General features: G+C 62.4%; 8 protein-coding genes and 2 pseudogenes. 5 read left to right on the top strand and 5 right to left on the bottom strand.

Annotated elements, in window-relative coordinates:
* The first annotated feature begins 3 nt into the window (after nt 1–3).
* Entirely contained in the window at nt 4–1,383 is a 1,380-nt protein-coding gene (locus tag AC6IY7_RS19920) for an efflux transporter outer membrane subunit (RefSeq protein WP_497783128.1), read from the top strand.
* 329 nt (nt 1,384–1,712) lie between these two features.
* Here AC6IY7_RS19920 and AC6IY7_RS19915 read toward each other — a convergent pair whose 3' ends face one another.
* Together AC6IY7_RS19915 and AC6IY7_RS19910 are read right to left on the bottom strand one after the other, a co-directional pair.
* Entirely contained in the window at nt 1,713–2,123 is a 411-nt protein-coding gene (locus AC6IY7_RS19915; protein ID WP_497783127.1) for a DoxX family protein, read from the bottom strand.
* 52 nt (nt 2,124–2,175) lie between these two features.
* Entirely contained in the window at nt 2,176–2,865 is a 690-nt protein-coding gene (locus tag AC6IY7_RS19910) for an FMN-dependent NADH-azoreductase (RefSeq protein WP_497783126.1), read from the bottom strand.
* Between the two features lie 91 nt (nt 2,866–2,956).
* Between AC6IY7_RS19910 and AC6IY7_RS19905 the strand changes: the two genes are divergently transcribed.
* The 3 genes from AC6IY7_RS19905 (at nt 2,957) to AC6IY7_RS19895 (ending at nt 7,268) form a co-directional block, all read left to right on the top strand.
* A complete protein-coding gene (locus tag AC6IY7_RS19905) occupies nt 2,957–3,892 on the top strand; it encodes a LysR family transcriptional regulator (protein ID WP_497783125.1) in 936 nt (311 codons plus the stop codon).
* A 155-nt stretch (nt 3,893–4,047) separates the two neighbouring features.
* A complete protein-coding gene (locus AC6IY7_RS19900) occupies nt 4,048–6,396 on the top strand; it encodes a TonB-dependent receptor (RefSeq protein WP_497783124.1) in 2,349 nt (782 codons plus the stop codon).
* Nucleotides 6,397–6,398: 2 nt separating this feature from the next.
* Nucleotides 6,399–7,268 (top strand): substrate-binding domain-containing protein, encoded by an 870-nt coding sequence (locus AC6IY7_RS19895; RefSeq protein ID WP_497783123.1) that lies wholly within the window; start codon nt 6,399–6,401, stop codon nt 7,266–7,268.
* Nucleotides 7,269–7,581: 313 nt separating this feature from the next.
* On the opposite strand, the gene AC6IY7_RS19890 is transcribed toward AC6IY7_RS19895, so the two are convergent.
* Nucleotides 7,582–9,225, bottom strand: a complete 1,644-nt coding sequence (locus AC6IY7_RS19890; protein WP_497783122.1) for a DUF4158 domain-containing protein — start codon at nt 9,223–9,225, stop codon at nt 7,582–7,584.
* Between the two features lie 157 nt (nt 9,226–9,382).
* Between AC6IY7_RS19890 and AC6IY7_RS19885 the strand changes: the two are divergent.
* A pseudogene (locus AC6IY7_RS19885) lies at nt 9,383–10,245 on the top strand (IS630 family transposase); the annotation flags it as partial.
* A 13-nt stretch (nt 10,246–10,258) separates the two neighbouring features.
* Here the strand turns inward: AC6IY7_RS19885 and AC6IY7_RS19880 are convergent.
* A pseudogene (locus tag AC6IY7_RS19880) lies at nt 10,259–10,762 on the bottom strand (heavy metal-binding domain-containing protein); the annotation flags it as partial.
* A gap of 45 nt (nt 10,763–10,807) precedes the next feature.
* Entirely contained in the window at nt 10,808–11,290 is a 483-nt protein-coding gene (locus AC6IY7_RS19875) for a DUF2905 domain-containing protein (protein WP_497783121.1), read from the bottom strand.
* Between the last annotated feature and the right edge of the window lie 62 nt (nt 11,291–11,352).

The following is an 11,352-nucleotide window of genomic DNA, read 5'->3' as shown; positions in this document are numbered from 1 at the left end:
TCTATGTTTTTCGGGCTCTGCGGCGCCGTCATGTCGCTTCAGGGCTGTTTGATGATCGGTCCCGATTATGTGCGGCCAGAGGTCGTCACGCCAGGCGCATTCAAAGAGGCGCCGAAAGGCTGGAAATTCGCCGAGCCGGCCGACGGCGCCGATCGCGGCTCTTGGTGGCGCGTGTTCGAGGACCCGATCCTTGAGGCGCTCGTTCCACAGGTCGCGATCGACAATCAGAATTTGAAGGCCTATGAGGCGGCCTATCGCCAAGCCCTCGCCGTGGCGCGGGAGGATCGGTCGAGCCTATTCCCGAGTGTGTCGACCAGCGTGTCTTCGACGCGCGCGCGCAGTTCCGGATCGATCGCCAAGACACAGAATGCGCAAGCCACGGCGAGCTGGGAGATCGATCTCTGGGGAAAGATCCGCCAGCAGATCGAGAGCGCCGAAGCGGGCGCGGGAGCGAGCGCCGCGGAACTCGCCGATCTGACGCTTTCCGCGCAAGCGACGCTCGTCACCGATTACTTCGCGCTGCGCTACCAGGACTCGCTGGCGCGGCTGCTGAACGACACGGTGAAGGCCTATGAGCGGAGCCTGACGATCACGCAGAACCAATATGCAGCTGGCGTCGCCTCGCAGTCGGATGTGATCACCGCGCAGACCCAGCTCGAGACGACGCGCGCCTCGGCGATCGGCGCGGAAGTCTTGCGCGCCCAATATGAGCATGCGATCGCCCTGCTGATCGGCAAGCCTCCTTCCGCCCTGTCGATTCCGCGCGGGGAGCTGCCGCTCGCCGTCCCGACGCCTCCTGCCGCGCTTCCGTCGTCGCTGCTCGAGCGTCGGCCGGATATCGCCGAGGCGGAACGCAAGATGCAGCAACAGAATGCGTTGATCGGCGTCGCAATCGCAGCGTATTTCCCCACAATCGACCTCACCGCCGCCGCCGGCTATGCCGGCGCTCCGCCGCTCGTCTCGGCCAGCAACGCCGCCTGGTCGCTGGCGGCGAGCGGCAGTCGGCTGCTGATCGACGGCGGCGCGCGCGAGGCGACGGTCGACGCCGCCCGAGCGGCACATGAGCAGAGCGTCGCCAATTATCGTCAGACCGTGCTCGCGGCCTTTCAGGCGGTGGAGGATCAACTGTCAAATCTTCGCATCCTCGCGCGACAAGCCGCGGCGCAGGCGGAAGCGGTTCGAGTCGCGCGGCGCGCGGTGGAGATCTCGCTCAATCAATATAAAGCGGGCGCCTCGGCCTATACGGCAGTTGTCACGGCGCAAGCCGCCGCGCTCGCCAATCAAGAGACCGCGTTGCAAATTCGGCAGAGCCGGCTCGCAGCGAGCGCGAATCTGATGAAAGCGCTCGGAGGTGGCTGGAACGCCGCGCTCTCGGAGCGTTAAGCAAAACTTTGGAGACTGGGAGAGGCGCGCCTTTGCATAGAGCCCGGCGCGATCGCGGCTGATGATCTCGATAGTGGGACGCCATGGCGCGAGCACATCGCCTCGAAACCAGCGCGCGTGGTGGGCGGCCATGTGCGTAGGCCTCCTTCGCCAACGCTCATGTTGAATCAGAATACGCCCGATTCGAGAATCCTCTCCGATTCAGTCAGACAGGAAACCGCTCTAGAGAATCAGACGGGAGTACGCGCCACGTGCTCGCGGCGCCCTTCGACAAAAGGCCGTCGACGGCGTCGAGTAGGAGAGAAGCCTTCTCGACGCCGAGCGCATGATCAGGCTCGGAGGCGGCGGCCGTCCAGGCTGAACGAGCCGGCGCCGAAGGCGGCGATCTGAAGAAGGCCGCCGACGATGGCGATGTTTTTCAGAAAGTGGATCATCTGGTTTTGATCGGCGAAATTCTTATGGAAGAGCACAGCCAAAATGAGCGTGAAGGCCGCCAGAACCAGGCTGACGAGTCGCGCTCTGTATCCGACGAGCAGAAGGAGGCCGCCGCCGGCTTCGACGATGACCGCGAATGCCAGACCGAGAAGCGGGGCGGGCAATCCGACCGAGGCGATATAGCCTTGCGTGGCCTCGGGGGAAGCGAGCTTGCCGAGACCACCGAGGATGAAGAGCGCGGCGATCAGCAGACGGCCGACAAGGGCGAAGGAGTTGGTTGGATCGGAGGCGTTAGTTTGATTCATGTCGATAGAGCTCCAGAGGTTCGGCGAGAGGGGAAGGGGCGTCGCCGCGGGATCAGGCCGCGAGCGAAGCGATTTGGGCTTTCGCCCCGGCGATGGCGGCCGCTTTCGGCTCTTCGCCGAGATTGAGACCTTCGGCGCGGATGATGGTGACATCGGTCAGGCCGATGAAGCCGAGAACGCCGCGCAGATAGCTTTCGTGATGTTCGAGCGCGGCGGCCGGGCTGTCGCCGGTGTAGACGCCGCCCCGCGTCGAGGCGATGAAGACCTTCTTGCTCTTCGGCAGCAATCCTTGCGGACCATCGGCGCCGTATTGGAAGGTGCGGCCGGCGACGCAGACACGGTCGATCCAGCCCTTGAGCTGCGAGGGGACCGAGAAATTATACATGGGCGCGCCGATCACGATGATGTCAGCGGCGAAGAGATCGTCGATATAGGCGCCGCCGAGCGCGAGATCCTGGCCGAGGGCCGCGCTCGTCACTTCGCCACCCTGGAAGACCGCAATATGCGCATCCGAGAGATGGAGCGCCGGCTCGGCGACGAGGTCGCGGCGGATCACTCGCGCGCCCGGATGAAGGGCCAGCTCTTTCGCCACGACCTCCGCCGTGAGCGCGCGGCTGACGGAATATCCGCCGAGGATGCTGGAATCGATGTGCAGGATCGTCGTCATTGGGAACTCCTCCGGGCCGCCTGCGTGAGGCGTCATAGCTTTGCGAGCGAAGAGGTTTTTCAGAGCGCGAAACATCGAGTGTGTAAGTCGCATAGTTGCATGAACAGGAGAAGCCGGCATATATTTATACTTACCATCGGATAATCCGATGGATTGGAGGCGCGCTATGCTGGACGGGCTCTCTCTGGATCAATTGCGCGCTTTCCTCGCCGCTGTGGACGAGGGCAGCTTTTCCGCCGCGGGGCGGCGGCTGTCGCGCACCCAATCGGCCATCAGCGAAGCGATCGGCAGCTTGGAGACGCATCTGGGGGTCTCCTTGTTCGATCGCAGCGGCCGTTATCCCCGGCTGACGAGCGAAGGCGCTGTCCTCGTCGCCGATGCGCGCTTGGTCCTCTCCGGCGTCGATGGCCTGAAGGCCCGCGCCAAAGGCATGGCCGCCGGGATCGAGGCCGAGCTGGCGATCGCGGTCGATGTCTTTTTTCCGATCGAGGCTCTAGCCGGGGCCGCGACCCAATTCCGCGAGCAGTTTCCCCGCACGCCGCTGCGGCTCTATGTCGAGGCGCTCGGCGCGTCGGTGGAGCCGGTGATCGACGGACGCGCGAGCTTCGGCATTGCCGGACCCTTGCCGATGCTGCCCGGCGGGCTCGTCGCCGAGCGCCTGACCCTCGTGCGCTTGATGATGGTCGCCGCAGCGAACCACCCGTTGGCCGCTTGGAAGGGCGTCATTCCGAAGGAGGAGCTGGCCCGGCACGTCCAGCTGGTCCTGACCGATCGGTCCGCCTTGACGGCCGGGCGTGAGTTCGGAGTCATGGCGCCGACCATTTGGCGCCTCGCCGATCTCTTCGCCAAGCACGCGTTTCTATTGAACGGACTGGGCTGGGGCGGGATGCCTCGTCATACCGTCCAATCCGATCTCGACGCCGGCCGGCTGGTCGAGCTTGCGATCGAGGACATACCTTCCGGCGGGCTCGCTTTGCCGATGTCCGTCGTCTATCGGGCGTCCGATCCGCCGGGACCGGCGGGCCGCTGGATGATCGAACGTCTCGCTGCCTGTCCGGCGCGGATGGGCGGCAAGGACGCGATCGAACCCGCGTGCCATTGAGCAAACACGCTCGCTCAACCGGGAAGGAGGCCCCCCGGACGCGGCGGCGCGAGAGCGGGGATGCGCCCGCGGTGAATTGTCTTCCCGCTCGCGCCGTAGCCAGCCGGTCCCGCGCGGAAAAGGCGGAGCCGGGCCGCCTCGGCTCACAAGAGCCGATGCTCAATATTTCGGCGGAGTGCATTATTTATATAATTGAATTACATAATGTCTCGACTTCAGATGCGCCGGACGCCGGTCGATATTCCCCGCCACCGGATCGGCGACGATTTGGAGCGAACGCAATGGGCCGAAGAGCCGGCATTTCTATCGAAGGCCCCCGCAGACGCGATCGACGCGTGACGCCTATGCTCCTTGTGCAGAGACAGAGACTGTTCGGCGCGCTCGGCATTTCCGCGCTCGGCGTGAGTTTCGCGGCGCTTTCGATCTCGGCGGCTCGAGCGCAGGACGCACCAACCGAGCTCCCGACCGTCGATGTCGCCGCGGCAGGCGCGCCGACCAGCGCCGCGACCGTCGAAGGCGGCTATCGAGTCAAAAACGCCTATGTCGGACCATTCGGCGACAGGGCCCTCGTCGATACACCGCTTTCGATCGATGTCGTTCCGCTCGATCTCGTGAAGAACCAGCAATTGCTCAGCCTGCGTGAAGCCTTTCGGCTCATTCCCTCGGTGCAGGGCGAAAATATTCGTCCGCAGACGCGCGGCATGCAGGCGGGAGTGGTACAGAACACGCGCATCGACGGGCTGAATATCGCGGCGACGACCGATTATCCACTGGAGCAATTCGAGCGCATCGAAGTGCTGAACGGCCTGTCGAGTGCAATCTATGGCCCGGCTAATCCGGCAGGCACATTCAACTACATTCTCAAGCGGCCGACAGACGCGCCGTTGCGCGAGTTTACTTTTTCCTATCTGTCGAAAAGCGCCTGGCTCGGTCACGCCGACCTCGGCGGCTTTCTCGACCCCGAACGCCGTTTCGGCTACAGACTGAATCTGCTCGAGCAGAATGGCGAGACCTATGTCGACGGCAGCCAGTCGAAGCGACAACTGGCGAGTCTCGCCTTCGACATTCATGCGTCGCCGAGCACTGTGCTCGAAACCAATGCGAGCTTCTACAATTTCGCGACGAAAAATCTGCCCGGCACATTTGCGCTCGGCCGCAACGCCGCGATTTTTCCTGCGGCGCCCGATCCTTCCCGGCAGGGCTACGGACAAACCTTCGGGGGTGACGACAATCAGACGGCGATCTTCAGCGGCAGGTTGCGTCATGATTTAGATCAGGACTGGCGTCTGACATTGGGCCTCTTGCGTCAATCCAATGATCGCGCCTCGACTGTTCCGACCAATACGTTGACGGACAATTTTGGAAGCTATACGACGACCGCCGCGACGACCACATTCTCCTTGGACACGGTGCTCAGCAATCAGGCCGCCCTGAACGGGCGCTTCTTCACTGGACCCGTCTCTCATGATATCGTCTTCGCCAATAATGGCTTCCTCTGGGACCGCTATCGCCCCTATGTGCTGGGCGCCGTCACGCTCGGCAACGCCAATCTCGCCAATCCGGCGCTGCTTGCCGCCCGTTCTTTTCCCGATTTCAAGAATCGCTTTCTTTCGGTCGAAACCTTTCAGCAATCGCTCACTGTCGGCGACGTCATCGGCTTCGGCGAACATTGGGGCGCGCAATTCGCACTTTCACAGAGCTGGATCAATGCGCGGAACCTGAACAGCGCCGGCGTGACGACCAGCGCTTATGACACGAGCGGCGTGAGTCCGACGGCGAGCCTGTTGTTCAAGCCGATGCGCAATCAGACCGCCTATCTGACCTATTCGGAAAACCTGCAGCAGGGAGACACGGCGCCGAACGGCGTCGCCAACGCCGGGGCCGTTCTCGCCCCCGTCCGCGCTAAGCAATGGGAGCTCGGCTATAAGATCGATCTCGACCGTATCGATCTTCGAGCGGCTCTGTTCCAGATCGAGCGACCCTATGCTTATACGGTCAACAATGTCTATGGCGTCAACGGCAAGCAGATCAATCGCGGCGTCGAGCTGAACGCCTCGGGAAAGGCGACCGACGACATCACCGTCTTCGCCGGTCTCTCCCTGCTCGATCCGAGGCTCTACGACACCGGCTCGGCGCTGACGAACGACAAGCAGATCCTCGGCCTGTCCCATGTCGTATTCAACATTCTCATGGATTATCAGATCCCGTTCGCGCCCGGCCTCGCCGCGAACGCCAATATCAATTTCGCCAGCAGCAGGCCCGGCAATTACGCGAACACGACCTTCGTCGACGGCTACACCGTCGCCGATCTCGGTCTACGTTACAGCACGCGTCTGCTGGATCACGCGGTGACATGGCGCCTCAACGTCTACAATGTCGCCAATGCGCATTATTGGGCCAATGTCACGCCGACCGGCCAGAACGGCTACAACAGCACGGACTTCGGCTCGGGCACACTCGGCGCGCCACGCACGCTGCGTCTTTCCATGCAGATGGAGCTCTGATCATGTCCATCTCACGAGTCCGGCGCATCGTCGCATTGTCACTTTTTCTTTCGCCGCTCCTGCCATGCGTGGCGGAGGAGGCTCCTGGCGGGCCTCCGCTTCACATTCATGCGGCGGGCAGCCTCGGCGGTGCCCTGCGCGCAATCGTCGCGCGCTACCAACAGGAGACGGGCCAGACGATCACCATGGTTTTCGGCCCTTCGGGCCTGCTGCGCGAGGGCATAGAAAAGGGGAATGAGGCCGATCTCTTTCTCTCCGCAGATCGGCAGCATCCGGAGCGGCTCGCCGCCGAGGGAAAGGCTGCGCCGCCGGTCATTTTCGTCCGCAACACGCTCTGCGCCACGGCGCGCGCCGATCATGCCCTGACGACGGACGGGCTTCTCGACCACATGCTCGATCCAGCGACAAAGATCGGCACATCGACTCCCAAAGCCGATCCCGGCGGCGACTACGCCATGGCTCTGTTCGCCAGGGCCGAGAAAGCGCATAAGGGCGCCGAGCAAATCCTGCGAGCGAAAGCGCGAGCCCTCGTGGGCGGAGCCCCGCCGGAGCCATCGGCCATGCAGCCGAATGCGCGAGCCGGACAAAGCGCCCCCGCGCCGACAAAGAAGTTTCTGCTCGATGGAACAGTCGATCTCTTCATCGGCTATTGCAGCCGGCGGGAGACGCATCCCGATCCAGATCTCGTCAGCGTGCCGGCGCCAGATGCGCTCGCCGTGCGCGCCGATTACGCCTTGGCGCTGTTGCGCGACAAAGCGCCCGAGCAGCAGGCCGCGGCGGCCCGTTTTGCTCTGTATCTGATGACGCCGCGCGCGCAGGCGATCTTCGCCGATTACAATTTCATCCCCGTCGCCGCGCCCTCGGAGCCTTGAGATTGACGGGCTATGTCGCGAATTTTTCTCGCGGGTCGGTATAGGCTATGATCGCAGGCAGGGTGCCGTCGCGCCTTCTTCTCGTTCTCCGCCAGAATCTCATCGAGCTTGTCCGACCAAGGTCCGAGCTCGGGCATCATTTCGATCGGCTGTAGCGACACTTGCGAGCTCGGGCGGAGTGGCGCATTTTTGCGCCTCGACGGTCGGAGGTTCGTCAGTCGCCAATGCAGCCATGGCTGAGGCGCTCGGGAAGTAAAAAGCTCCGCCGGCGGAACGACGATAGCGGCCGGGGTGGGGTCATCGCAGAATCTTCCTAAAATCCTACGCTAAGCCGCGTCGAGTAGCTTGGACCGTGGGTATCGGAGGGGTCGGAAAGCATTCTGTAGCGGCTCGGTCGGCCAAACATAGTCCCCGTTGAAGGTGATGTGCTCCCAGCCGAGCGGCGCGATATGAGCGAGCAAGTCGTCGCGGACCCGTTCTCCGCCGGCAAAAGGAAATCGCCGAAGGCGCGGAATGCGCGGCTCCCTTCGACCCAGATATCTCCAGACCGCAAACTGTCGCGTAGTGACATCATCACCGCGACCTCGTAAGCTCGGCGGTCGAAGGTCGAGCCCTTTCCAACGAGCTTGCGCCATGTCGATTTCAGAAACGCCGTCGGCGGGCGTTGAGGGAGTCGCGTCGGCGGCGCCGCATACAGTCCGCGCAAAGAATCGAGCGCGTCGAGCAGCGAGTCGCTTGGCTTCCATGAGCGATATACAAATGTGTTGAGCAGGACCGGAATCATCCGGCGCACCGCTGGGTATCTTTCGACTATCTCGATCAGATTGTCATCGCGCGTGTTGGCAACGACGCCTTCGGTCTCCGCGACAAGCGCTTTCAATCGCTCCCAGCCGAGCGAACGTTCCACGGCCACGACTTGATCCTCTCCAGATGCTTTCGCCGCCAACATGGCTTTCGCCATGTCGAGAAGCGCGCGGGCCGACGCATCGAGAGCTTTCGCTCGATGTACGAGATTTTCTTTGTAGACGCGATCCGCGCGGCGGAACACGCCGCCGAGCATCTTATCGAACATGACGAGTGCGGCGTCCGTGAGGATCGCTTCCATCTCCCGGGCGAACACGACCAGAGTCGCCAGTCGGCGGAGCGTATCGAACCGCGAAAGGTGCTGGGCGCTGAGAATAGCCGTTTCCTTGGCGATGGACCTATAACGCGCGCGATGAATCCGTTGCTCACGATCTGGCCCGACGCCCAGGCTTCGAACAAATTGCAGGCGCTCGACGATTCCAACGAGGTTCTTTTGGGCCGGCGCTTCAGGCCAATCACGCAACCAAGCGAGTGGCGTGCGATCTCTGCCGTCGCTGACAGCGATCAATGCCTCCAATTCGGAGATCGTCCGCTGCTCAATTCCCTCGACGAGATTCTTGTGGGTCTGCTTTCGAGCGCGCGCGCGAGCCGCCAGACCGATGCGTTCCAAAATTGTCGGCGCCGGCAACAAAATGCCCCGGGTTCTCAAAGCTTCGATCATCGCTGCAATGATCGCGTCGCCGCGATCCGTGCCCATCGCCTCCCCTGTCGCAATTTTAGCGACATACCGATAATCGTCGCGGTTGAAGGGGCGAACACGCAAATACGATTGTATTTCGCCGAGATGCTCCCAGCGCGTTTCCTCTCGACGGGCATACTCGTTAAAGGCGCCACGCGCGATGCTGAGTTGACCGGCAATAAATGACAGGATAGCCGCGGGCGGAATTTCATCGATGCCGAGCACGCGACCAGGAAAGCGCTGGTAGGCGAGATGCACCGCAAAGCCAAGCCGATTGGCGTCACGCCGCCGTCGACGGATCAGCGCCAGATCGTCGGGCGAAAGCGTATAGTGCCGGATAATTGTCGCGGGATCGTTGGGCGGATCGAACAGCTCTGCACGGGCCTGCGGCGAAAGGATTTCATGCTTCTTCATCACCGGCTTCCCTGGTGCGCAATCGGCCGTTCGCGCAGCAGTCCAGCTTTTCCTTATATCTCAATGCCTTAATATCTGCGCAACTCCATCAGCAAGATACCAGTAAACCTCCGTCAGCGCCTTAGCGTAGGATTTTGGGAAGATTCTGCGATGACCCCGTTTCGGGGTCGGCGATGCGACAGCGATCGTCTGGGTTCGCCGCGCGCGTCAGACCGGTGAGCGCGGCGCGCGCAAGCAGGGACAGCCGAAACGCTGCAAGCTCGATGCGCACCGAGATTTCCTGCTGGCGCTGATCGAGGCGACGCCGGACCTGACCATCAGCGAGCTGTTGGAGCGCCTGCTCGCCGAACGCGGGATAAAGGCCAGCCGAGCGACGCTGTGGGGCTTTCTCGACCGCTGCGGTCTGACCTACAAAAAAAGACCGCCCATGCGAGCGAGCAGGACCGCGAGGACGTGAAAGAGCGGCGCGAAGCCTGGTTCGACAGCCAGCTCGATCTCGATCCCGAAAAGCTCGTCTTCATCGACGAGACCTGGACCACGACCAATATGGCGCGCAAGAACGAGCGCGCGCCGAAAGGCGAACGACTGCGCGCCGGCGTTCCGCATGGGCATTGGAAGACGACGACATTCGTCGCCGGCCTGCGCCTGACCGGAATGACGGCGCCGATGGTTCTCGACGGGCCGATCAACGGCCAATGGTTCCAGGCCTATGTCGATCAGGTCCTCGTTCCGACGCTCTCGCCGGGCGACATTGTCGTGATGGACAATCTGGGGAGCCACAAGGGCGCAGGCGCGCGCAAGGCCATCGAAGCGGTCGGCGCGACGCTGCTCTATCTTCCGCCCTACAGCCCGGACTTCAATCCGATCGAGAAGGCCTTCTCCAAGCTCAAAGCGCTGCTCCGCAAAGCCGCCGAGCGGACCGTCGACGCCCTATGGAACAAGATCGGCGCATTGCTGAAGGAGTTCTCTTCCACCGAATGCGCAAATTTCTTCGCCGCCGCAGGATACGAGCCGGTTTAAGGCGAATCCGCTCTAGCACACTATAGGCCCAGGCGACGCCCGTGCCCATTGCGATGAGCGTGAACATATTGAGATTGCTCGTCACGAGGGACCGCGCCACCCGCTCGAAGAACGGCCACCCGGCTCACAGAACGACGGGTGTCGCGAGAACGAATTGAATCCAATTGGAGAGCTGCGGCGAAAGCAATCGATGCAGGCCGAGAAAATGTCCGCCCATCTCCAGAGCGAGGACAGGAACGGCGAGGGCGAGGCCGATCCAGATGCGCTGCGTCATGTCGACGAGCTCCGGGCTCGGCCCGGTCTCGGCGCTCGCGACGACAGGCTCGAGCGTCATTCCGCAGATCGGGCAATTGCCCGGCTTCGGCTGGCGGATTTGCGGATGCATCGGGCAGGTGTAGATCACCTCAGGATGCGTGCCTCGGCCGCCCTGTTCGCTAGGCGCCGCCCCCGCCGGAGAACGCGGATGCTCCTCGTGAGAGTATCGGTTGGCGTGCTCATGGGCATGTTCATGGGCCATGGGAGAACCCCGTAAATTGCCGCTACGACTTAGGATGCGCAGACTTCACCGACTGAAAAACCAGAATATAACGCTGAGCGCGACGCTGACGATCAGCGACGTCGTGATGGGAATATAGGGGCGGAAATCGCCGCATTCGACAGTTATGTCGCCGGGTAGGCGGCCGAGGCCGAACCACTTACCGACGAGCCGCACCAGCCCGACGAGGATCGAAACGATTCCGGCGCCGATCAGAAGCTTCGGCATCTCGACGTGACAGTGATGAGCGGAAGCGGCGTATCGAAAAAGAAGATCTCGACCAACGAGCCGATCGCCATGCCCTGCATGACCCTGTTCTTCAGCGCGCGCCTGCCGACGCACCGCCCGAGGGGTTCGTGAAGCAACCAATAGCTTTTCCCTGCATGAACGAGTTAGCGTTTTTCGTAGTGATTCGGTGGCTGGCGTAAAAATCCCCTGCGACCGAGGCCTCTCAATGTCGTGGCGTGCACAAACTTCCGCCGCTAAGCCGAAGCGACAAAATTTATTCATTATCTACATCCTCGAGAAACTCGGCCCTGCTTCATTGATCGTTGGAGCAGTGCATGGCTGCA

This window comes from Methylosinus sp. is20ea (assembly GCF_059718135.1).
The sequence above is the reverse complement of the archived record's forward strand: the minus strand, read 5'-3'. Positions and strand labels throughout refer to the sequence as shown.

Bases quoted from the DNA above. Each gene is read 5' to 3' on its own strand.
- AC6IY7_RS19920 (WP_497783128.1), top strand. From the start codon at position 4: ATGTTTTTCGGGCTCTGCGGCGCCGTCATGTCGCTTCAGGGCTGTTTG.
- AC6IY7_RS19915 (WP_497783127.1), bottom strand. From the start codon at position 2,123: ATGAATCAAACTAACGCCTCCGATCCAACCAACTCCTTCGCCCTTGTC.
- AC6IY7_RS19910 (WP_497783126.1), bottom strand. From the start codon at position 2,865: ATGTTTCGCGCTCTGAAAAACCTCTTCGCTCGCAAAGCTATGACGCCT.
- AC6IY7_RS19905 (WP_497783125.1), top strand. From the start codon at position 2,957: ATGCTGGACGGGCTCTCTCTGGATCAATTGCGCGCTTTCCTCGCCGCT.
- AC6IY7_RS19900 (WP_497783124.1), top strand. From the start codon at position 4,048: ATGCTCAATATTTCGGCGGAGTGCATTATTTATATAATTGAATTACAT.
- AC6IY7_RS19895 (WP_497783123.1), top strand. From the start codon at position 6,399: ATGTCCATCTCACGAGTCCGGCGCATCGTCGCATTGTCACTTTTTCTT.
- AC6IY7_RS19890 (WP_497783122.1), bottom strand. From the start codon at position 9,225: ATGAAGAAGCATGAAATCCTTTCGCCGCAGGCCCGTGCAGAGCTGTTC.
- AC6IY7_RS19875 (WP_497783121.1), bottom strand. From the start codon at position 11,290: ATGAATAAATTTTGTCGCTTCGGCTTAGCGGCGGAAGTTTGTGCACGC.